18 protein-coding genes and 1 tRNA gene are annotated in these 21,610 nt (G+C 61.2%); 18 read left to right on the plus strand and 1 reads right to left on the minus strand.

Annotated features, from left to right (window positions below):
• Window positions 1-99: 99 nt before the first annotated feature.
• From DWW73_RS03630 to DWW73_RS03715, 18 genes are all read left to right on the plus strand, one after another.
• Window positions 100-1,359 (plus strand): MFS transporter, encoded by a 1,260-nt coding sequence (locus DWW73_RS03630; protein WP_117778784.1) that lies wholly within the window; start codon window positions 100-102, stop codon window positions 1,357-1,359.
• A gap of 171 nt (window positions 1,360-1,530) precedes the next feature.
• Window positions 1,531-2,718, plus strand: a complete 1,188-nt coding sequence (locus tag DWW73_RS03635; protein WP_117743936.1) for a glycosyltransferase — start codon at window positions 1,531-1,533, stop codon at window positions 2,716-2,718.
• Window positions 2,715-4,058: a histidine kinase gene (locus DWW73_RS03640; protein ID WP_117778785.1), complete on the plus strand. Its 1,344-nt coding sequence runs from the start codon at window positions 2,715-2,717 to the stop codon at window positions 4,056-4,058. The genes DWW73_RS03635 and DWW73_RS03640 overlap by 4 nt, the downstream gene beginning before the upstream one ends.
• 72 nt (window positions 4,059-4,130) lie before the next feature.
• Complete coding sequence (locus DWW73_RS03645; protein WP_006235156.1) at window positions 4,131-4,847, plus strand: LytTR family DNA-binding domain-containing protein; 717 nt, start codon at window positions 4,131-4,133, stop codon at window positions 4,845-4,847.
• A gap of 96 nt (window positions 4,848-4,943) precedes the next feature.
• Window positions 4,944-5,411, plus strand: coding sequence for a YfcE family phosphodiesterase (locus tag DWW73_RS03650; RefSeq protein ID WP_117640999.1), 468 nt, complete (start codon window positions 4,944-4,946; stop codon window positions 5,409-5,411).
• 408 nt (window positions 5,412-5,819) lie between these two features.
• A tRNA-Asp gene (locus tag DWW73_RS03655) sits at window positions 5,820-5,897 on the plus strand.
• 360 nt (window positions 5,898-6,257) lie between these two features.
• On the plus strand, window positions 6,258-6,743 hold the full coding sequence (locus DWW73_RS03660; RefSeq protein WP_117564951.1) for an Rrf2 family transcriptional regulator: 486 nt from the start codon (window positions 6,258-6,260) through the stop codon (window positions 6,741-6,743).
• Between the two features lie 21 nt (window positions 6,744-6,764).
• Window positions 6,765-7,670, plus strand: coding sequence for an adenine glycosylase (locus DWW73_RS03665; RefSeq protein ID WP_117564952.1), 906 nt, complete (start codon window positions 6,765-6,767; stop codon window positions 7,668-7,670).
• A 114-nt stretch (window positions 7,671-7,784) separates the two neighbouring features.
• Window positions 7,785-8,324 (plus strand): rubrerythrin, encoded by a 540-nt coding sequence (gene rbr / locus DWW73_RS03670; RefSeq protein WP_055252097.1) that lies wholly within the window; start codon window positions 7,785-7,787, stop codon window positions 8,322-8,324.
• Between the two features lie 274 nt (window positions 8,325-8,598).
• Window positions 8,599-9,228 carry a hypothetical protein gene (locus DWW73_RS03675; protein ID WP_147343544.1) on the plus strand — a complete coding sequence of 210 codons (630 nt, stop codon included), beginning with the start codon at window positions 8,599-8,601 and terminating at the stop codon, window positions 9,226-9,228.
• 451 nt (window positions 9,229-9,679) lie between these two features.
• Window positions 9,680-10,114, plus strand: a complete 435-nt coding sequence (locus tag DWW73_RS03680) for a hypothetical protein (RefSeq protein ID WP_117646626.1) — start codon at window positions 9,680-9,682, stop codon at window positions 10,112-10,114.
• Window positions 10,115-10,237: 123 nt separating this feature from the next.
• Window positions 10,238-11,593, plus strand: a complete 1,356-nt coding sequence (locus DWW73_RS03685; RefSeq protein WP_117778787.1) for a DNA recombination protein RmuC — start codon at window positions 10,238-10,240, stop codon at window positions 11,591-11,593.
• Window positions 11,594-11,719: 126 nt separating this feature from the next.
• The gene (locus DWW73_RS03690) at window positions 11,720-13,522 is read left to right on the plus strand and encodes an ABC transporter ATP-binding protein (protein WP_117778788.1); all 1,803 of its coding nucleotides are present in this window, start codon (window positions 11,720-11,722) and stop codon (window positions 13,520-13,522) included.
• Window positions 13,523-13,585: 63 nt separating this feature from the next.
• Window positions 13,586-14,251, plus strand: a complete 666-nt coding sequence (gene nth / locus DWW73_RS03695; protein ID WP_035136768.1) for an endonuclease III — start codon at window positions 13,586-13,588, stop codon at window positions 14,249-14,251.
• Window positions 14,252-14,408: 157 nt separating this feature from the next.
• Entirely contained in the window at window positions 14,409-18,041 is a 3,633-nt protein-coding gene (gene mfd / locus DWW73_RS03700; RefSeq protein WP_117778789.1) for a transcription-repair coupling factor, read from the plus strand.
• Window positions 18,042-18,098: 57 nt separating this feature from the next.
• Window positions 18,099-18,962 carry a phosphatase PAP2 family protein gene (locus DWW73_RS03705; RefSeq protein WP_117778790.1) on the plus strand — a complete coding sequence of 288 codons (864 nt, stop codon included), beginning with the start codon at window positions 18,099-18,101 and terminating at the stop codon, window positions 18,960-18,962.
• A 45-nt stretch (window positions 18,963-19,007) separates the two neighbouring features.
• The gene (locus DWW73_RS03710) at window positions 19,008-20,033 is read left to right on the plus strand and encodes a low specificity L-threonine aldolase (RefSeq protein ID WP_117778791.1); all 1,026 of its coding nucleotides are present in this window, start codon (window positions 19,008-19,010) and stop codon (window positions 20,031-20,033) included.
• Window positions 20,034-20,110: 77 nt separating this feature from the next.
• Window positions 20,111-20,692 (plus strand): GNAT family N-acetyltransferase, encoded by a 582-nt coding sequence (locus DWW73_RS03715; protein ID WP_117773282.1) that lies wholly within the window; start codon window positions 20,111-20,113, stop codon window positions 20,690-20,692.
• 34 nt (window positions 20,693-20,726) lie between these two features.
• On the opposite strand, the gene DWW73_RS03720 is transcribed toward DWW73_RS03715, so the two are convergent.
• The gene (locus tag DWW73_RS03720; protein ID WP_117778792.1) at window positions 20,727-21,449 is read right to left on the minus strand and encodes a GntR family transcriptional regulator; all 723 of its coding nucleotides are present in this window, start codon (window positions 21,447-21,449) and stop codon (window positions 20,727-20,729) included.
• Between the last annotated feature and the right edge of the window lie 161 nt (window positions 21,450-21,610).

A 21,610-nucleotide genomic window follows, 5' to 3' on the forward strand; every position in this document is an offset into this window, starting at 1 on the left:
TCCGTGCCTGTCCCTTTGCCGAATCCTTACCGGCGCCTCTGTGCAATTGGGGTACGATGAACTAACTGCATATCGGGCGAATACGAAGGGTCCCTGTCCATGAAATACACCAAGCTCGAGCGTAACTGGGTCATGTACGATGTGGGAAACTCGGCCCTCGTGCTGCTCAATACCTCGGTGGTGCCCATCTACTTTAACGCCATCAATACCGGTGCTTCCTCGGCAGACCTGGTGGTCGCTTGGGGCAACGCGCAGACGATTGCCTCGCTGGTCATTGCCATGCTCATGCCCATTCTGGGCGCGCTTGCCGATTACGCCGGCAACAAGATCAAGTTCTTCTTGGGCTTCTTCCTCACGGGCCTGGTGCTTTGCCTGGCGCAGGCTATCCCAATGTCCGCCATGGCATTTTTGACCGTGTACGTGCTGTGCACCATCGGCCTTAACTCTTCTATGACATTCTACGACGCCATGCTGCCCGACATTACCACCGACGAGCGCATGGACGCCGTGTCCAGCTCGGGTTATGCCTGGGGCTACATCGGTTCCACCGTGCCGTTCATCATCTGCTTGGCGCTTATCATGGGTGGCCCCGCTCTTGGCGTCCCCACCATGCTGGCAACGCGTCTGTCGTTTGTCATCACTGGTGCCTGGTGGCTCATCTTTACCCTGCCGCTCATTCGCACCTATAAGCAAAAGTACGGTCGCGAGCGCGGTCCCGAGGACACCATCGGCCACATCGTGGGCGGTGTGTTCTCCGAGGTCGGACACACCATGCGCGAGATCGCCCACAACAAGGCCGTGCTGGTCTACATGATCGCGTTCTTCTTCTACATCGACGGTGTGCACACGGTCATTTCCATGGCAACCAGCTACGGATCGGCCTTGGGCATCGATTCGACCCAGTTGGTCCTGGCGCTGCTCGTCACGCAGTTCGTGGCCTTTCCGTCCGCCATCATCTACGGCAAGCTCGCCGGCCGCGTGGGCACGCTCAACATGATCTTGGTGGCAGTCGCCGCCTATATGGGCATTGTGCTGTTCGCCGCGTTCTTCCTAAAGACCGCCTTTGAGTTTTGGGTGCTTGCCATTATGGTCGGCCTGTTCCAGGGCGGCGTGCAGGCGCTCAGCCGCAGCTACTTTGGCCGCATTATTCCCAAGGAAAAGTCCAACGAGTACTACGGCTTCTTTGACATCTTTGGCCGCTATGCAAGCGTTATGGGCACCTTCCTGGTGTCGATCGTCACCTCGCTGACCGGCAACCCGTCGCTGGGCGTCCTTTCCATTGGTGTGCTGCTGGTCGTTGGCTTTATGCTGCTGGTCCGCCTGTCCCGCATGACTCGGGCGGCAGAGCATGCCGCATAGGAGTGAGCGGCTATTGTGCCTGTCCACGGTACTCTTTTGGGGTTATCCGCAATAAACATTCTGACTTTCGAACAATGATTAGCCCAAGTGGGTATGATGGAGTCAGCTAGGTCGCGGGGCGTCGCCTGTGTTTGGCGGCGTCCCGTTTTTGTGTTGCAGGGAGGGTAAGGCATGAACGCCACGGTCGTGATTCCAACGTATTGGGCGGGCGATGACGCTCGCGCAAACGCCCCTGGCACCTATGACCATTCGACACGACTCAACGCCGACAATCCCGAACTCGACCGCTGCCTGGCCTCGCTTGAGCAGGTGCGCGACATCCCGCGCATCATCCTTTTGGTGGTCTGTCCCGTTTCTGCCACAGCCGATGTGTCGCTGCGCGTGCACGAGATTGTCGACGCGCATCCCACGCTCAAGGTCACCGTTGTCACCAACACCCAGGCCTCGCGCATCGCAGACCGGGTTGCTCAGATCGCGCCCAAGGGTTCGGGCGAGTGCGTGAGCCTGCGAGGTTACGGTGCCATCCGCAACATGGGGCTGGCCTGTGCCGCTGTGCTGGGGCATGACGCGGTTATCTTTTTGGATGACGATGAGACTGTCATCGACGCCGATTTTATGAAGCGCGCGACCTACGCGCTGGGTCAGCAGACGCGTCAGGGCCTGCCGATCTTGGTCAAGAGCGGCTATTTCTACGATCGCGACGGCTCGCCGTTGGCTCCCACGGACAAGGCGGGCATCTGCCATCGTTGGTGGACCAAGCGCATCGAGTTCAACCGTTGGATGAAAAAGGCGCTCTCGGGCACCCGCATCTCGCGCTCAAACTACGTGTGCGGCGGCCTGATGGCCCTGCACGCCCGCGCCTTTACGCGTGTGGCCTTTGACCCGTTTATCACCCGCGGCGAGGACTTGGATTACCTCTTTAACATGCGCATGTTTGGCTACGACGTGTGGTTCGATAACGAGTGGACCGTGCGCCATCTGCCTCCGGAGTCCGAAAAGCGCTCACCGCGCTTTATGCAGGATGTATACCGTTGGTACTACGAACGGGCCAAGTTGACGTTCGCCGCGCATCAAAAGGAGCTCATTCCCGTTACGGCGGCATCGCTCATGCCCTACCCGGGCCCGTGGATTTCGCGCGAGCTCGACGACCGCGTGCGCAAGACCGCTATGGTCCGCAGCGTGTTTACCCGCGAGCATGAGGGCTACCTGCGCATCTGGCGCCATGGTATCGACGAGGCAAAAGCCTATGCGCGCCAAAACGCTGCAAGCTACCTGCGTTTCCAGAGTTTTTGGCCCAAGATCATGGACGGGCTTTGGCGTGACGCACAACTGATCAGTATCCTGGAGGGGGCCGAATGATCGACCGCCGCGCCCAGCGCGATAGTTCAATATCAATCTTTCGCATCATTGCCGTTGCCTGCGCCATTTGCGTGCTGATGTACTTTATTTTTGCCTTGGCGACCGGTATCGAGCCGATTGCCACGGTGATTGCCTGCGCGCTGCTGTGCATCTTTCTGTGCATCTTTATCTTTTTGACGCTCAATCCCGATTCGGTGCGCTCCCAGTACACCGAGGAGACGCTCTCGGTGGCCTCGGCCATGCTCGAGGACATTAAGGGCGGTCTGACGCAGGAGTCGGCGCGTTTGGTGTGTCAGCGCATTTTGCCCGAGACGCGCGCCATGACGGTGGCCATCACCGACGAGGACAACGTGCTTGCCTGCGCGGGCGAGTTTGAGGAAAAACTACTGCCAGATTCTCCCATCCACACGCTTGCCACACGCTACGTTATCGAACATGGCATCGTGCAGTCGTTCAACCGTATGGTGGATGTCGTGGGCTCGGACGGCTCGCACAACCAAGTCCCCGCCGGCATTATCGCCCCCATCAAGGTGGGCGATCGTACCGTCGGCACGCTCAAGTTCTACTACAAGACCCCGCGCGCCGTCGACCGTACCCAGTACGCGCTTGCCTCGGGCTTTGCCGAGATCTTGTCCACGCAGCTCGCCATCCACGAGCTCGAGGTGCAAAAGGAACTCACAGCGCGCGCCGAGGTGCGTGCGCTGCAGGCGCAGATTAACCCGCATTTCCTGTTCAACACACTGAACACCATTGCATCGTTTACGCGCACCGACCCGCTGCGGGCCCGCGAACTGCTTCGTGAGTTCTCATCGTTCTATCGCGCCACGCTCGACAACTCGGGATCGCTTATTCCGGTCTCGCGCGAGGTCGCACAGACCAAGCGCTACCTTACCTTTGAGAAGGCCCGCTTTGGCGAGGACCGCGTGCTTGCGACGTTCGATGTGTCCGAGGATGTGGAAGATACGCTGGTGCCGGCGTTCGTGATCCAGCCGATTGTCGAGAACGCTGTGCGTCATGGTATGGGCGATGACGACGCCCTGAGGATCGACGTGACCGTTCACCAAGACGGCGAGGATGCAATCTTGATTGCCGTGGCCGATAATGGCGTGGGCATGGATGAGGGTACCGCCGCCAGACTGTTTGACGAGCGCTCTGCCCGTCCCGACGCCAGCTCTCCCCAGGGTGGCGGCGCCGGTGTGGCCATGCACAATATTTCGGAGCGCATCCATCGCTTTTTTGGGCCGCACTCCTATACGCGTGTCGAATCGGCGCCGGGCAAGGGCACCAAAGTGCTTCTTCATCTTGATTTGTCAGAGAGCATCTTTGACATTCAAGAGTAAAATAAAAGGCTACGGGCCCAACGTCATGCGACGGATGCCCGGCGTAGTTAGTTGACGAAAGGTTTTATCCCTATGCTGCGTGCGATGATTGTGGATGATGAGGCGCCGGCTCGCTCGGAGCTTCGCTTCCTGCTCGAGCAAACGGGCAAGATCGGCACGATCACGGAGGCGTCGAGCGTCCGCTCCGCCATCGAGATGCTTATGGAAAGTCGCGTGGATGTCGTGTTTCTCGATATCTCGATGCCCGGCGCCTCGGGCCTGCAACTTGCCGAGGCACTGCATAAGCTCAAAAATCCGCCGGCGATCGTATTTGTGACTGCGTATAGCGACCATGCGGTCGAGGCATTCGACGTCGATGCCGTCGATTATCTGATGAAGCCTGTCGAGGAAGCTCGCTTGGATCGCGCGATCGAGAAGGTCATGCAACGCGCCAAGCCGGTTACGGACAGCAAAGTGACCATCGAGCGTATCCCGGTGGAAAAGGGCGGCCGCAAGGTGCTCATTCCCGTGGACGACATCCGCTTTATCATGGCCAAGGACGATTACTCCTGCATCTATACCGTCGATGATCGCTTTTTGTCGACGACCTCGCTGGCGCAGTTTGAGGCCAAGCTCTGCGACTTTGGCTTCTTCCGTGTTCACCGCCGCTATATCGTCAATTTGGCGTGCGTTACGGACGTCGAGACGGTGCCCTCGGGCGCCATCCAGCTGGGCATTACGGGCGTCGACGAACGCGTGCCGGTTTCGCGCCGCCGCGTCGTGCCGCTCAAGAAGGCCTTGAGTCTCTAGCGCACTGGCCCCGCAGCCCTGTAGACCCATCGTCTGCGGAGCCGTGGGGCCTTTTTTGTATGTATCTGCCGAATCGTTTTTTGCGGAAGGGATCCCATGAACAGCGCAAGCGCCAAGCGTATCGACATCATCTCGGACACCCACGGCTATTTATCGCCTGCGCTCTTGGATGAGCTTGAGGGCGCAGACCTGATCATCCACGCCGGCGACCTCACGTCAGAGATGGACTACGAGCACCTGTGCACCATCGCCCCTGTACGGGCCGTATTGGGCAACAACGATTACTACCGCGACTACGGCCCCGATGTAGACCGTCTTGCGCTCTTTACCTACGAAGGCCTCAAATTTGCCGTAGCCCACTACCGCGAAGACCTTCCGGTGGGATCCGTAGACGTAGCCATCAACGGCCACACCCACGTAACCAAAGAAGCCCAAGTGGGCCGCTGCCTAGTCCTCAACCCGGGCAGCGCCAGCTACCCCAGAGGCAGCCGAGGCCCCACCATGGCCAGAATGCTCGTCAAAGACGGCAAGATACTGACCACTAAGTTTATTGACTTGGACTAACCGCAACAAAAACGGGGGATGCAGATGCGTCCCCCGTTTCCATTTGAGCCAAAGGCAGAGCTTCAACAAAAACAATCAGACCAACCCCGCCGAGGAGCACGCGGGCTAGCCGCGCAGCGGCGCACGCCCGCAAAACTGGTTGAATAATGTGACGGCAGGGAGGGCTTCCGGGGCTGAGGGCGGGGGTTAAGTTTGTCGCGAGTTCCGCACGCAAAGGAAAGCACTTAATGTGCTTTCCGTCTTGCGCAGGACTGTAGAGCAGCAAACTTAACCCCCGCCCTCAGCCCCGGAAGCCCTCCCGGATGGCCCCAAAAAATTTTTCAAAAAAGTTGTTGCGCGCCGGACAGACTTCTGTGTATACTAATCCCCGCAGCGCACGCGAGCGGAAACAAACGCGAACGACTGCCTGGGGAGTTAGCTCAGTTTGGTTAGAGCGCCGGCCTGTCACGTCGGAGGTCGCGGGTTCGAGCCCCGTACTTCCCGCCAACGCAATTAAAGCCACGTCTTCGGACGTGGCTTTTTGCGTTTGATGCACTTTGTTTCGATAGAACGATCGCCCTGGTGCATCTTCGCCCAGAATCCCCGCGCCTTCGGGAACGCAAGTAAAATCTAATAAGTATATTTGTCTGAACAACAGCTTTGTTGCGCAACACCTGTTCAACGAGACAGGGGGTTAGGTTATACTAAATTGCACTGTAGGCCGCATCTGATGCATTTCGCTCCGAGCGCGGCGTTCAGTGGATATCCGATTTACCATTTGGATGTCCTAGCGGTCATTTAGCGTCTCGACACAAGCTCGGCCCCGGAGCTCGTTCGAGCTGTTCATATTCCTTGAAAGGGGAAAAAATGGACATATCGAGGAAGACTGATTACGCCCTTCGTATGTTGGCGATGCTTGCCGAGGATCCGGAGCGTTTGCTTTCTGTTCGCACCGCTGCCGAAGAGGTCAATGTTCCGTATTCGTTTGCCCGCTCGATTCAGCACGGTTTGGTCCAGGCCGGTATTGTGGAGAGCCTGCGTGGCGTCCACGGTGGCATGCGTCTCAAGGTCAGTCCGGACGACGTTACCATTCGTCAGGTCGTCGAGGCCGTTCAGGGCCCTATGGTTATGAATGATTGCACCGCACCCGATGGCGACTGTGCGCGCATGGGCACGTGCTGCTATCATCCCCTGTGGGCCGGAGCTCAAGCATTGATGCGCGACTACCTCGATTCCGTTTCGCTCGGCGACATCGTCGCTCACCGCCAGTTCCCGGCCGTCGATCCCAAGTTCGCCGACCGCGAAGCGTTTCCCGAGTACGCCACCTGTGCGTATACATGCCGGGAGGAATAGCGCCGCATAAGGAGCATAGATATGATTCAGGACCCCTTTCGTTCGATGATTCGTTCGGAAGGGGTCCTGCGTTATCGCGACCTTCCGTGGCGCCGCACGCGCGATCCGTACATCATTTGGCTTTCCGAGGTCATGTTGCAGCAAACACAGGTGCCACGCGTGGAGACGCGTATGCCGGCGTGGCTCGATCGCTTTCCGACCGTGCAGGCGCTTGCCCAAGCCGCGCCTTCCGATGTTTTGGACGCTTGGCAGGGCATGGGCTACAACCGACGCGCTCTGGCGCTCCACAAGGCCGCTCAGCGCGTTGTGGAGGACTGGGACGGTGAGTTTCCGCGTGAGACGCGTGACTTGGTCGCTCTGCCTGGTATTGGCCCGGCAACGGCGCAAGGTATCCGGTCGTTTGCGTTTGACCTTCCAGGCGTGTATCTGGAGACCAACGTGCGCACGGTCTTTCTGCATCACTTCTTTCCCGATGTACCGGCTGTTCCCGACCGCGAGCTGGTGCCGCTGATTCAGGCGGCCTGTCCGGCGGTCCCCGGTGCGGCGACCGACGAGATCGCTCCCTTTGCCGTGCCGCTCGATGATGCCGACACGCCGCGCGCGTGGTATTACGCGTTGCTGGATTACGGCGCATATCTAAAAAAGACGTTGCCCAATCCGTCCAGGCGCTCGGCGGGCTATAGCCGTCAATCAAAGTTTGAGGGCTCACGTCGCCAAAAGCGCGCGCATATCGTGCGCATGTTGCTGGCAGCGCGCGATGGCCAACCGGCGGGGATTACGCTTGCTGATGCCGTGGTGGGCGTTAACGATATGGAAGCGGCGGCTGGGCGCGGGCCGGTCGAGCGCGAGCTTGTCGCGGGCATTCTGGCCGACCTGGAGCGTGAGGGCTTTTGCCGAGCCGAGGGCGATCGCTGGCTGAGCATTTAGCCCGTGGAAATCTGAAGAACAGGATTGTAAGGTTTAGATTTCCGACATGAGGGCATCCTAAAGACGAGGCCGCTCGAAGCCTACGGGCGGCATGCGTTGAAGGGAAGTACACCTATGGATTTTGAGAATTCCCAAACCAAGAAGAACCTCGAGACCGCTTTTGCCGGTGAGTCCCAGGCACACACCAAGTATCGCTACTATGCCTCCAAGGCAAAGAAGGACGGCTACGTTCAGATCTCGAACATCTTTGCCGAGACGGCTGGCAACGAGTCCGAGCACGCCAAACTGTGGTTTAAGTATCTGCACGATGGCGCCGTCCCCGATACCCTGGACAATCTGCGCGATGCCGCTGCGGGTGAGAACTACGAGTGGACCACGATGTACGACGAGTTTGCCAAGACCGCCGAGGAAGAGGGCTTTGCCGAGATTGCCGCAAAGTTCCGTGGTGTCGCCGCCGTCGAGAAGGCCCACGAGGAGCGCTACAACAAGCTCGTCGAGCGCATCGAGTCGGGCGAGGTGTTTGAGCGTGAGGGCGTAAAGGTGTGGAAGTGCCTGAACTGCGGGCACCTGCACGTTGGTGCCGAGGCGCCTGAGGTGTGCCCGGTTTGTAACCACCCGAAGGCGTACTTTGAGGAGCAGGTGGTGAACTACTAGCGCTTGGCGCTGGCTGCTGCGGAGCGCAGGGCGGGGAGATACCTTTCCCTCTCGCTCACGGCTCCGCAGGGTCGCGCGAGGGAAAGGTATCTCCCCGCCCCGCGCCCCGGCGTTGGGTCGTCACGTGCTCGCTACTGAAAAGCTGATTAGAAGTTTGTGTGCCGCCCCTTTTGGGGCGGCACGTTTTTGTATGGGGCCAGTTGGGGCGGTGATGTTGCTTAGGGGGTACACTGGGTAGCGTTGGCTATTCGTTTCCTCTTGTGAGGTGTTGGTTATGGGTAAGAAATCTCGGGCTCGGGTGGCTGCTGCTGGGACTCATAAGGATCCTGAGCGTCGGGTTGTTGAGGGCGGCAAGGCAGAGCGTGCCGATAAGAAGAAAGCCGGTGCGCATGCTCATTCTGAGTGGGCGCCTCATTTGAATTCGGCTAGTGAGGATTTGACTGCCAAGTTGTTTACTCTGGTCGAGGTCATCTTGGGCGTGGTGCCCGTGGTGGTCATTGGTCTGTTCCTGGCCTCTAAGGATGCCACGAGCGTGGATAAGCTCACCGATGCCTTTTCTCAGGACCCCTCGATGGTGGTTACGTTTATCTCTGCGTGCCTGCAGCCGTTTGTGGCATACATGTTGTACATGATTTATCGCAAATACTGCGAGGGCGATGCGGGCTTTGCCGCCGGCAACCTGATTGGCCTCTTGTGCTCCGAGATTTTGCTGCTCAATATTCCCGGCGTCATCGGCATGGGCATCTTGTTGTGGCGTGTTTGGCGCAACGTCGCTCCGCACTTTGAGAGCTGGCTGTTTGAGCGTCGCGCAATGGGCGTGCTGGTCGACATCGCGGGTTCGCTCGTGATCCTAGTCCTGGCGTTTATGTGTGCCACCGCAGCTCGAGGTCTCGCGGGCATGTAGCCTGTCTTCGCCGTCTTCGGAGCTCGGGGCGGGAGGCCGTGTTGCCTTCCCTCCCCGCTCACGGCTTCGCAGGGTCGCGTTGAGGGAAGGCAACACGGCCTCCCGCCCCGAGCTCCGGCGTTGGGTCGTCGCGTGCTCACTGCAGAAAAGCTGATAATTAAGTTTGTGTGCCGCCCTTTTGGGGCGGCACGTTTGTTTATGTGGGGTCCCTGTCTTCACAATTTCCGTCAAGCTTTTGGTTAGATTTTGGTCAGTTGGCGTAAGGGTGGAAGGCCAAAAGATTGCTGGCGAAAAAAGCTCAGAGAAAGTGCTGGTAGAGGAGTTGTTGAGCTTTTCGACAGCTTTTGAGCAAAAGAAACTTTGTGGCTATTGCCGGCGATTGCGTTGTCGCGGTCATGGCGGTGCGGGATGCTGGTCGTAAGCGTCGAATGCTCCGATTTTGGAGGCCAGCATGGATCTGTTTCTTGAGACTCCGCAGCAACAAGCTGAGCGCATGCTGCGTCAGCAGCAACGGCTCATGGAGATGCAAATGCAAGGGGCGGCAGCCCAGCCCTTTGCGCAAAATGTCGTGCCCGCTGCTGTACCTGCAGCTGTGCCCGGGTGTGAATCGGCGCCAGAGGCCTATTCCGTACAGCAGGATTCATATGCACAGGAGCTCGCGTTCGATAAACGTCGTGCGCGTCACCGTCGCTGGGCCCAGCGCCTGCGTACGCTGGCGATGATCGTGCTGATTCCGCTGGGGCTCGCGACAATCTTCTTGGCCTCATATGCCCTCACGTGCATCCTCAACGGCGCCTCGCCCAATGAGGTACTTCAGCACTTGGCAGCTCTTGGTCAGCGCTTGGGGGATGTCGCAGCAACCATCCGCGCCAGCTGGGAGAGCTAGCGGACCAGCACCCATAGCGCAAAGGTAACTTGTCTGCGCTCGATTGGACATGAGCTGCGTTTGACAGGGTAAGATTGATCGCGGTTTTGATTGGTGCTCGATTGGGTTTGTTGGGCGGAGTTTATGTCTGCTATTGATATTGTGCTTGTTGTGATCGCCTTGGTGGCGGTGGGGGTTGCTGTGGCTTGCGCCCTCCAGCTCAAGAGCCTGCGTGCCGAGCTGCGGGAGCGTGGCGACAGTAGCGCGGAAACGCTGGCAGCGCTCGAGCAGGCCAACAGCACGCTCGACACCCTGAACGTCGCGTTGGCCGAAACCCGCCGCACGGCAAATGCCATCGCGCAGCAGCAGACGACCGACGCCGCCGTAGAGCAGCAGCGCTACCTGACCATTGCGCGCGAGTTCTCGCAGGCCGGCGACCGTATGGATGACCTGCGCCGCGAGACGGCCCAACAGCTTGGCGCCAACCGCGAAGGCATCGAGCATCGCCTGGACAAGGTGCGCGAGACGGTCGATGCTCAGCTGGGCGCCATCCGCAAAGACAACAACGTGCAGCTCGACCAAATGCGCGCGACGGTGGACGAGAAGCTCTCCCGTACGCTCAACGACCGACTGTCGGCATCGTTTAAGCAGGTGAGCGACCAGCTCGAGGCCGTGTACAAGGGCCTGGGCGACATGCAGTCTATCGCCACCGGCGTGGGCGACCTTAAGCGCGTGCTGGGCAATGTCAAGGCGCGTGGCATTTTGGGCGAGGTGCAGCTGGGCGCGATCCTGGCGGACATCCTTACGCCCGACCAATATCTGGAAAACGTCGCCACCAAGCCCGGCGCCTCGGAACGCGTTGAGTTTGCTGTCAGGCTGCCGGTAGACGAGGGCGACCCCGTGCTGCTGCCGATCGACTCCAAGTTTCCGGGCGACGCGTACGAGCATCTGCTCGACGCCCAGGAGTCTGGTGACGCTGAGGCCGTCGCCGCAGCGCGCAAGACGCTCGATACGATGGTGAAACGCGAGGCCAAGGACATCTGCGAAAAGTACCTGAGTGTGCCGGCAACGACCAACTTTGGCATCATGTTCGTGCCGTTTGAGGGGCTGTACGCCGAGATCGTCAGCCGCCCCGGGCTTATCGAGACCCTGGGCCGCGACTATCACGTCAACGTAGCCGGTCCCAGCACCATGGCCGCCATTCTCAACAGCCTGCAGATGAGCTACCAGACGTTTAGGCTGCAAAAACGTACCGACGACGTACTGCGCGTGCTCTCCGCCGTCAAGGCCGAGCTGCCGCGCTATCAGGCGGCGCTGCGCCGCGCCCAGCAGCAGATCGAGACCGCGGGCAAAACGGTCGAGGGCATCATTACCACGCGCACCAACGTCATGGAACGCAAGCTCAAGGACATCGACGCGCTGGAGGATGCTGAGGAAGCCGACGCGATTTTGGGCTTGGAGTCCGCAGGCCTGCTCGCAGACCAAAAAGACGAGGACTAGTCGCAACGGACGGTGGGTCGCCGGCGTAAACGCGGGTGCCCCATCGCTTTTCGCATCGTGCTTGCCTGAAGTGCGCTTCAATGTGCAACAATGGCGTTTCGCCCTATCAGATGCGAAAGGAAGCCCATGTCTCAGAGAAGCACCAGTCCGCTCAGCCGCTCCACCGTGCGCCGCACGCTGCAGCGGTTTTGGGGTGTCACGCGCACACAGCCGCTGATTGTCTTTCTCTCGGTGCTCTCGTCGGCGGGCTACATCTTTTTGCTGACGTTTGCCAATACCTATGTGATGGCCCTCATTGTCGACCGCATTCAAGCCGGTCCCGTGGCGGGTGACCAGGTGTTTGAGGTCTTCGCCCCCTATATCCTGGCGCTCGTGCTCGTTAACCTGGTGGGTCAAATCCTCTCCAAGCTGCAGGACTACACCGTCTATAAGCTCGAGATTGCGGGCAACTATCACCTGGCGCGTCTGTGCTTCGACACGCTCTCCAACCAATCCATGACATTCCACACCAGCCGCTTTGGCGGATCGCTCGTGAGCCAGACGAGCCGTTTTATGAGCGGCTACACGGGTCTGGTGGACGTGACGGTGTATTCGCTCATCCCTACCATCACCTCGGTTGTCTGCACGGTGACGGCGCTCGCTCCGGTGGTGCCCACATTTACCGTGATCCTGGTGGGCATCATGGTCGTCTACATCGCGTTTGTCTGGCTTATGTACAAGCGCATCATGCCGCTTTCGGCCGCGACGTCCGCCGCACAAAACAAGCTCTCAGGTGTGCTGTCCGACGCGGTCACGAACATCTTGGCCGTCAAGACCTGCGGGCGAGAGGACTTTGAACGCGATCTGTTCGACACCGCCGATCGTGCCGCGCGCGATGCCGAAACGGTCTCGATGCACGCCATGATGCAGCGCAACTTTACGACCTCGGGCCTTATCGTCATCACCATGGCCGTGGTGAGTGTGTTCGTGGCGGGCGGCAACGCGTGGTTTGGCATCTCGGCCGGCTCGCTCGTCATGATCTTTACCTACACCTATAACCTCACCATGCGCCTGAACTACGTGAGTTCCATGATGCAGCGCATTAACCGTGCTTTGGGCGATGCGGTCGAGATGACGCGCGTGCTGGATGAGCCACGTTTGGTGGCAGACGACCCGGACGCCCCTGAGCTCAAAGTGACCGAGGGCGCGATCGATTTTGAGCACTTGAGCTTTGCATACCGTGACGCCGCGGCGGGCGATAGCGTGTTCGACGACCTGACGCTCCATGTGCCGGCGGGCCAGCGCGTGGGCCTGGTGGGTAAATCGGGCTCGGGCAAGACGACGCTCACCAAGCTGCTGCTGCGCTTGGACGATGTGCAGGGCGGCCGCGTGCTCGTGGACGACCAGGACGTCTCGCGCTGTACGCAGCAGAGCCTTCGCCGTCAGGTGGCCTACGTGCCACAGGAGGCGCTGCTGTTCCACCGCTCCATTCGCGAGAATATCGCCTACGGCCGCCCCGACGCCACCGACGAGCAGGTCCGCGAGGCCGCGCGCCTGGCCAATGCCCTGGAGTTTATCGACCGCCTGCCCCATGGCTTTGACACCATGGTGGGCGAGCGCGGCGTTAAGCTTTCGGGCGGCCAGCGCCAGCGCGTGGCCATTGCCCGTGCCATCCTCACCGACGCGCCGATTCTGGTGCTCGACGAGGCGACGTCTGCCCTCGATAGCGAGTCCGAGGCGTTGGTGCAGGAAGCTCTCGAGAACCTGATGCGCGGCCGCACCTCCATTGTGGTGGCGCATCGCCTGTCCACCGTGGCGGCGCTCGACCGCATCGTGGTGCTGGCGGATGGCGAGATCGTCGAGGACGGCACGCACGCGCAGCTCGTCGAGGCGGGCGGCGAGTACGCGAGCCTGTGGAGCCGTCAGACCGGCGCATTCTTGGAGGCGTAAACGTCTCGGACGTGGGACAATTGTGCCCATAAGTTTATTGTGCCGTTGAGCCGAGGAGTCGTTATGCCACGCGAGACCAATGCCGCCAAGCGCGAGCGCGCCATCGAGGTGTGTGAGCGCCTCAACCGTCGCTATGGCCCGGTCGAGTGCTTTTTGGACCACGAGAATCCCTTCCGCCTGCTGATCGCGGTGCTGCTTTCGGCGCAAACGACCGATGCGCAGGTCAACAAAGTGACGCCGCGGCTGTTTGCCCAGTGGCCCACGCCCGAGGCCATGGCCGGGGCGAGCGTAGCTGACGTGGCGGACACCATCAAGTCGCTCGGCTTCTACAAGAGCAAAGCCAAGCATGCCGTCGAGGCCGCGCAGATGATCGTCGCCGACTATGGCGGCGAGGTGCCGGCCGACATGAAGGAACTCGTGAAGCTGCCGGGCGTGGGACGCAAGACGGCGAACATCGTGCTCAACGTGGGGTATGGCATCGTGGAGGGTATTGCGGTGGACACGCACGTCAACCGCATTGCGCACCGCCTGATGCTGAGTCCCAAGACGCATGCCAAGGAACCGCTCAAGACCGAGCAGGATCTGCTCAAGATTTTGCCGCACGAGTATTGGGAGTCGGTCAACCATCAGTGGATCACCTTTGGTCGCGAGATCTGCGACGCCCGCAAACCCAAGTGTGACGAGTGTCCGCTGGCAGATTTGTGCCCCAGCGTGCGCGTGGCGGGGTAGGGCGGAACGCATCTTCGTCTGGCGTTTTTTGCGGGGCCGGGTTTGCCCTTGAGCCGGAGTCCTCTCCATGCGCTACCATGACAGACAATGTATTTGACGTACGACCCGCCGAGCTTGCCCCGGCGGGCTTTTGGCGTTGCGATGCCGGAGGAACAGCATGCTCATTCACCGTATAGCCGCGCAGCTCTACACTGCCGAGGCGCTGCAGGCCGTCGAGGCCGGACTCGATGCCGGCGAGGACGTGACGCTGGCCGTGTCGCAGTCGGGCCGCACGCTCATGGCGGCAGCTCAGTTTGCGCGCCGTCCGCGTCCCACGGTCTACATCGTGAGCGGCGAGGACGCGGCCGATCGCGCCGCGCGCAGCCTGGCCGCCTATGTGGGTCTGGCGCATGTGTGCCGCTTTCCCGAGCGCAAAGACTATCCATGGCGTGAGCAGGCGCCCGACGACGCCGTGGTGGCCCAACGCTGCGAGGCTTTAGGGCGCATCGTGCGCGGCGATAACTGCATCATGGTCGCCTCGGCCCGCGCGCTACTGCGTTGCGTGCCGCCGGTCGAGAGCCGCTATTGGGAGTCCACCACCTTTGCGGTGGGCGAGGAGATTCCCTTCGACGAGGTGCCGCAGCGCCTGGTGGGCATGGGCTACACCAATGCAGGTGCCGCCGACGCGCCCGGCCTGTTCCGTGTGCACGGCGATACCGTCGAGGTGTTCCCCGCGCAGGAAAAAGCACCCGTGCGCATTGAGTTCTTTGGCGACGAGATCGACCGCATCCGCCGCATGGTGAGCTCTACGGGTCAAACCATCGGCAACGAGGACAGCATCGAGATCTTCCCGTGCCGCGAGTTGGCGCTCACCGACGAGGCCGTTCACAACATGCACGTGGCGCTCTACCGTGCCAGCCAGGACGACAGTAAGCTGGCGGCGCTGCTCGAGATGGTGGATGCACGCATCGTCACGCCCGAGCTCGACCGCTTTTTGCCGGTGATGTACGGCCAGACCGTGAGCCCGCTGTCGCATGTGAGCGGCAAGGCGCTCGTGGTGCTGTCCGAGCCGCGCTCGCTGTTCGACGACTGCCTGCGCGCCTACGAGGATATCGAGGCGCGTGCCGGCGAGGCGGGGGTCGACCGTCTGGACGGCCTGTACGTGCGTGCCCAGCAACTCGACTTTGGTGCCCAGCAGCGCCTTAACTACGTGAGCTTGATTCGTGCCGGCGGTGCGGTGACGGCAGAGCTCAAGATTGAGCAGCCGGCCATCGCGGGCTCGGACAATCGCTTTATGACGCGCATCCAGGAGGTCGTGGGCAAGCGCTATGCCTGCGTGTTTGCCATCCCCGACCGCGGTGCGCGCGAGTCGATGGAGCTCACCTTTGGCGATGAGGGTATTACCTTTGAGGAGTCGCTGACGGCCGCGCCCGAAAACGCGGGCGTTATCGGCGACCGCGTGCGCGTGGCGGCGGCGGATTCTGCCGACCGTGCTGCTCGTCAGGCGGCCCATGCTTCGATTCGCGAGCGCCATGCCGATGCGCTCAACGCCCGCTCGCTCGAGGCGGGCGCGGCCCAGGCTGCCGCCGGTGCCGCTGTGCCCACCATCTCGCGCGGGCGCGTGACCTTTGTGGATGCCGCTCTGCCGCAGGGCGTGGTGGTGCCCGATGCCAATCTGGCCGTGTTCTCGATCGCCGACCTCAACGCTCGCATGGACGCCAACCGCGCCCGCAGCCGCCGCAAGGTCGATATTACGCAGATCACCTTCCCCTTTAAGCCAGGCGACTACGTAGTGCATGCAACGCATGGCATCGCGCTCTTTAGCGAGATCGCGCGCCAGGAAGTGGGCGGCAAGGAGCGCGACTACTTTTTGCTGGAATATGCCGACGGCGACAAGCTCTATGTGCCGCTTGAGCAGGTCGACCGCATCACGCGCTATGTTGGCCCCGACGGCGACAAGCCGCGCCTGACCAGGCTCAACACCGCCGACTGGACGCGTGCCACCAACAAGGCGCGCAAGAACGCCAAAAAGCTGGCGTTTGACCTGGTCGATCTGTATACGCGCCGCTCTTCGATTACCGGTATCGCTTGCCCGCCCGACACGCCCGAGCAGATCGAGATGGAGCAGAGCTTCCCCTACGACGAGACGCGCGATCAGCTGGAGGCCATCGCCGATATTAAGGCCGATATGGAGGCGCCCAAGCCCATGGACCGCCTGCTGTGCGGAGACGTGGGCTTTGGCAAGACCGAGGTCGCCCTGCGCGCGGCGTTTAAGTGCGTGGACTCCGGTCGCCAGGTCATGGTGCTCTGCCCCACGACCATTCTGGCCCAGCAGCACTACGAGACGTTCTTTGAACGCTTTGCCCCGTTTGGCCTTGAGGTCGAGGTGCTCAGCCGCTTTCGCACGCCGGCGCAGCAAAAGCGCGCACTCAAGGCGTTTGCCGAGGGCACGATTGATGTGCTCATCGGCACGCATCGCCTGCTTTCGGCCGATGTGAACCCCAAGAACCTGGGCCTGGTGATCATCGACGAGGAGCAGCGCTTTGGCGTGCAGCACAAGGAGCAGCTCAAGAACCTGCGCGAGCAGATCGACGTGCTCACGCTTTCGGCCACGCCCATCCCGCGTACCATGCAGATGGCCACGAGCGGCGTGCGCGATATGAGCCTGATTACCACGCCGCCGACTGGGCGCCGCCCCGTGATCGTGCACGTGGGGGAGTACGACCCCGACGTGGTGAGCGCGGCGATTCGCCTGGAGGTGGGTCGCGGCGGACAGGTGTACTACGTGTCCAACCGCGTCAAGACCATCGATGACGCTGTGGCACGCGTGCACGAGGCCGCGCCCGAGGCGCGCGTGGGCGTGGCGCACGGCAAGATGAGCCCGCGCGAGGTCGAGGACGTGATGATCGAGTTCGCGACCAAAAAGATCGATGTGCTCATCGCCACGACCATCGTGGAGAGCGGCATCGACAACGCGACCGCCAACACGCTCATCATCGAGGACTCGCAGCGCCTGGGTCTGGCACAGCTCTACCAGCTCAAGGGCCGTGTTGGCCGCTCGGCCACGCAGGCATACGCGTACTTTATGTTCCCGGGTGAGCTGCCGCTCACCGAGGAGGCCACGGCGCGTCTGACCGCACTTTCCGAGTTCCAGGACCTGGGCAGCGGCATGCGCATCGCCATGCGCGACCTGGAGATCCGCGGCGCCGGTTCGCTGATGGGTGCCGAGCAGCACGGCAACCTGTCGAGCGTGGGCTTTGACCTGTTTACGCAGATGTTGGGCCAGGCCGTGGCCGAGGCGCGCGGCGATGACGATGCCGGCGTGGAGGCGGCGAGCGTGGGCATCAACCTGCCGGCCGACTACTTCTTGTCCGAGGCGTACATGCCGGCGGTGGACCAGCGCGTGCTCGTGTACCGCAAGCTCGCGGCGGCTGAGGACCTGGAGAGTGTCGACGAGGTGCAGGAGGAGACCGAGGCCGCGCATGGTGAGCTGCCGCTGGCGGGACTCAACCTGTTCAACCGCGCGCGCATCCGCATTCGCGGCGAGCGCCTGGGGCTCGAGAGCGTCACGCTCAGCGGTGGGCGCATTACCTTCCTGGGGGTTGACGTTCCCAAGAAGGTAGCCTTTGAGTTCAAGAATCGCTATGGCGCGGTGAACTTCCCCAAGAGCCGCAAGCTGTCGGTGCCCTACAAGGCGGGCGCCGGTGCGGGCAGCGGCCTGGGCCGAGGTCTCGACGCCAACGACGGCACCGGCCCGGTGGCGGCCGCGCTCATGCTACTGCAGCAGCTGGGTGCGAGCGACGACGACTAATTGGGTCGACGCTGCAAACGCCCCATTTGGGCAATCTGACCCCATCGAAAGGAAAGCATGTTCGGATACATCTATAAGAAAGATGTCGCCATGATCGCGGTTGTCCTGTGCCTTTGTCTGGGCGTGGGCAGTTTCTTCGATTATCAGATCTCGAGCGCGCTGTTCAATATCGGCAGCATGTACGGTCGCTTTATCGAGGCCGCTGGCGAGCTGCCGTTTGAGCTGACGGCGAGCGTCGCGGGCGTTATGCTCGTGCGTTCGGCACGCCCCGATTCCAAGACGAGCAAGTGGCTTGCCGCGCTGGGCGTTCTGGTCAACGTGGGCCTGACCGGCTACGAGATCGTTTCGTCCCTGAGGGTTGGCGGCAAACTCATCGCGGCTCAGTTGGTGCTGACGTTTGTGCTGGTCATCGTCGCCAACCTTATCGTCTATCGCCTCACGCGCGCGACCGACCCCGACGAGCTCACACGCTGGGCGTTGATGGTGCTGGCCGTGTGGGTCGCTCAGGCCATCATCCTCAACGTGGTTGTCAAGCCGCTGTGGTCGCGCCCGCGCATGCGCGTGATCGAGGTCACGCCGGGGCTCAATTATCAGCCGTGGTGGGTGATTGGCAACCCCGACAAGTGGAGCTATATTGCGGCCGGCGTAATCAAGGACGGCTTTAAGTCGTTTGCGAGCGGACACACGGCGCACGCGGCGATCGGCCTTATGCTCGCCGGGCTTCCTGCGGCGTCCTTTAAGGAAAAGCCGTCGCGACGCCGCGTGGTCTTTTGGGTCGCTGCCGTGGTCGCGGCGCTCGTCGCCTTTGGCCGTATCGTGATCGGTGCACACTTTTTGACTGACGTGAGCTGCGGCTTTGCCCTGGTGTTGGCACTTGAGTGCCTTGCCGCACGCATTGCCTATCCGGGCGGCGTACAATAGCGGCGTTTAAATCATCGGGCCCATGCCCGGCTAGAGAGGATTGCCATGCTCGCGTTCAACAACGACTATTCCCACGGTGCTCATCCGGCAGTGCTGCAGGCGCTCGTCGATACCAACATGGAGCCGCAGCCCGGCTACGGTACCGATGCGCACACCGAGCGTGCCAAGCAGCTGATTCGCGAGGCCTGTCAGGCCCCCGATGCCGACGTGTTCTTGCTGGTGGGCGGCACGCAGGCCAACGCGACGGTGATTGACATGCTGCTCGCGCCCTACGAGGGCGTCGTTGCCGCCGAGACCGGCCATGTCGCTTGCCACGAGGCGGGCGCCATCGAGTTTGGCGGCCACAAGGTGCTCACCATCCCCGGCTACGAGGGCAAGATGCACGCCGAGGATCTCGAGAACTATATCCAGGTGTTCTACGAAAACGAGAGCTACGAGCACACGGTGTTCCCGGGCGCCGTGTACGTGAGTCTATCGACCGAGTACGGCACGCTGTACTCCAAGGCCGAGCTCGCGGCGATTCACGCGGTGTGCCAGAAGCGCGAGATTCCGCTGTTTGTGGACGGTGCTCGTCTGGCCTATGCACTGGCGGCCGATGAGTGCGACATTACCCTGCCCGAGCTGGCGCAGCTGTGCGACGTGTTCTACATCGGCGGCACCAAGTGCGGCGCGCTTTGCGGCGAGGCTGTGGTGTTCTGCGGCATGCACGCTCCGGCGCATCCCATTCCGCGTATTAAGCAGCACGGCGCGCTGTTGGCCAAGGGCCGCCTGACGGGCGTGCAGTTTGAGGCGCTCTTTACCGATGGCCTGTATTTTGAGATTGGTCGACAGGCGATTCAGGCGGCCCAGGCGCTGCGTCGTGTGCTGCACGAGCGCGGCTACCAGTTCTTTTTGGAGACGCCCACAAACCAGCAGTTCGTGATTCTGCCCAACGAGGACATGGCCCGCATTCGCGAGCATGCGGCGATCGAGTACTGGGAAAAGTACGACGATACCCACACGGTGGTGCGCTTTTGCACCAGCTGGGCCACGACGCAGGAGGACATCGACGCGCTGGCGGCTGTCCTGTAGCCTGATGTAATGACGAGGGGCCGCCTTGCGCTGGGTTTGGCGCAAGGCGGCCTTTGTTTTTGAGAGAGAAGGGTTGTATGACCGAGATGTCCGAGCCGGCGATTCGCCTGGCGACGCCCGAAGACGCGCCGGCGTTGCTTGCCATCTATGAGCCGTATGTGCGCCAGACGGCGATTACCTGCGAATACGAGGTGCCGAGCGTTGAGGAGTTCGCCGGGCGCATCGAGCGTACGCTCAAACGCTATCCGTATCTGGTGATGGAGCTGGACGGGCGTCCGGTAGGCTATGCCTATGCGAGTCCGCTCAACAGCCGCGAGGCATACGACTGGTCGGTCGAGACGTCGATTTACCTGGCACGCGACGTGCGCCACGGCGGGCTGGGCCGCAAGCTGCACGATGCGCTCAAGCAGTGCCTGATCGCGATGGGCATCACCAACATGTGCGCGCTCATTGCCGTGCCGCACGACAAGGACGACGAGTATCTAACGCACAACAGCCAGGACTTCCATGCCCATATGGGATATCGCTTGGTGGGTGCTTTCGACCGCTGTGCCCAAAAGTTCGGCCGCTGGTACGACATGTGCTGGATGGAGCTGGTCCTGGCCGAGCGCACCCCCAACCAGCCCAAACCAACCTGGTTCCCCGACCTTCCCGCCTAAAACCACCACGAAGGTGCCTGTCCCTTTGTGGTGGTTAGCCGATGGGCTCGGTGTATTTGGCGCGGTCGGTGCGCTGGATACGCTTGGAGATATGGAGCGGGCGGCCGTCGGCGTCGTAGACGTAGTCGGTGATCAGGATTAGCGCCTGCCCGCGCTCGACGTTGAGCAAAAACGCCTCGTTTTGCGATGCATAGCACACCTCAAAGGTCTTGTGCCCCTGCGCCGGCGCGCGATGGAACTCCTGGCGCAGCGTGGCGTAGAGCGATCCGTTGATATCGCGATCGATGAGCGGGGCAAAGCTCGGCGCCAGGTAGGTGGTCTCCAGGCACAGCGGGGCATCGTCCAGATAGCGCAGGCGGACAAGTTTGACGAGCTTGCTGCCCGCGGGCACATCAAAAAACTTGGCCACGTCGCCGGCGGCCTTGGCAAAGCCCGAGTCAACCGTGCGTGTGGTGGGCTTCATGCCCTGACCCTGGACCTGTGCCGTGTAGCTCGAAAACACCAGGTTGTTCTCGTGGAGCGCCGGCGTGTCGGCCACAAAGGCACCGCGCCCGCGTTCGGTGCGAAGCAGACCCTCATCAACGAGTACCTTAAGCGCGTGGCGCACGGTGCTGCGCGACAGGCCCGATTCGTCCATGAGTTCCATCTCGGACGGCAGTTTATCTCCGCGGGCGTAGGTGCCGGCGGCAATGCGGTCGCGAAGCGTTGCCGCCAGACGCTCGTATTGGGTCAAGTTCTTTTTCGACGAAGTGCTCATGCGAACAACCTGTATCTAACTTGTATGCTTACAGAACCAAGCATGTATCCAACATGACAACAAAACCGCTGGTAATGGCTTGCCGAAAACTTTACCAGCAAAATTTCTAAGACAAATATAGCATACAACTAGTCGACATAACCAAAACATGTATGTAACTT

Origin of the sequence: Collinsella sp. AF16-8, from assembly GCF_003462695.1 — a bacterium.
GTDB lineage: Bacteria > Actinomycetota > Coriobacteriia > Coriobacteriales > Coriobacteriaceae > Collinsella.

Coding starts and splice junctions, on each gene's coding strand:
- DWW73_RS03630 (WP_117778784.1), top strand. CDS start 100: ATGAAATACACCAAGCTCGAGCGTAACTGGGTCATGTACGATGTGGGA.
- DWW73_RS03635 (WP_117743936.1), top strand. CDS start 1,531: ATGAACGCCACGGTCGTGATTCCAACGTATTGGGCGGGCGATGACGCT.
- DWW73_RS03640 (WP_117778785.1), top strand. CDS start 2,715: ATGATCGACCGCCGCGCCCAGCGCGATAGTTCAATATCAATCTTTCGC.
- DWW73_RS03645 (WP_006235156.1), top strand. CDS start 4,131: ATGCTGCGTGCGATGATTGTGGATGATGAGGCGCCGGCTCGCTCGGAG.
- DWW73_RS03650 (WP_117640999.1), top strand. CDS start 4,944: ATGAACAGCGCAAGCGCCAAGCGTATCGACATCATCTCGGACACCCAC.
- DWW73_RS03660 (WP_117564951.1), top strand. CDS start 6,258: ATGGACATATCGAGGAAGACTGATTACGCCCTTCGTATGTTGGCGATG.
- DWW73_RS03665 (WP_117564952.1), top strand. CDS start 6,765: ATGATTCAGGACCCCTTTCGTTCGATGATTCGTTCGGAAGGGGTCCTG.
- rbr (WP_055252097.1), top strand. CDS start 7,785: ATGGATTTTGAGAATTCCCAAACCAAGAAGAACCTCGAGACCGCTTTT.
- DWW73_RS03675 (WP_147343544.1), top strand. CDS start 8,599: ATGGGTAAGAAATCTCGGGCTCGGGTGGCTGCTGCTGGGACTCATAAG.
- DWW73_RS03680 (WP_117646626.1), top strand. CDS start 9,680: ATGGATCTGTTTCTTGAGACTCCGCAGCAACAAGCTGAGCGCATGCTG.
- DWW73_RS03685 (WP_117778787.1), top strand. CDS start 10,238: ATGTCTGCTATTGATATTGTGCTTGTTGTGATCGCCTTGGTGGCGGTG.
- DWW73_RS03690 (WP_117778788.1), top strand. CDS start 11,720: ATGTCTCAGAGAAGCACCAGTCCGCTCAGCCGCTCCACCGTGCGCCGC.
- nth (WP_035136768.1), top strand. CDS start 13,586: ATGCCACGCGAGACCAATGCCGCCAAGCGCGAGCGCGCCATCGAGGTG.
- mfd (WP_117778789.1), top strand. CDS start 14,409: ATGCTCATTCACCGTATAGCCGCGCAGCTCTACACTGCCGAGGCGCTG.
- DWW73_RS03705 (WP_117778790.1), top strand. CDS start 18,099: ATGTTCGGATACATCTATAAGAAAGATGTCGCCATGATCGCGGTTGTC.
- DWW73_RS03710 (WP_117778791.1), top strand. CDS start 19,008: ATGCTCGCGTTCAACAACGACTATTCCCACGGTGCTCATCCGGCAGTG.
- DWW73_RS03715 (WP_117773282.1), top strand. CDS start 20,111: ATGACCGAGATGTCCGAGCCGGCGATTCGCCTGGCGACGCCCGAAGAC.
- DWW73_RS03720 (WP_117778792.1), bottom strand. CDS start 21,449: ATGAGCACTTCGTCGAAAAAGAACTTGACCCAATACGAGCGTCTGGCG.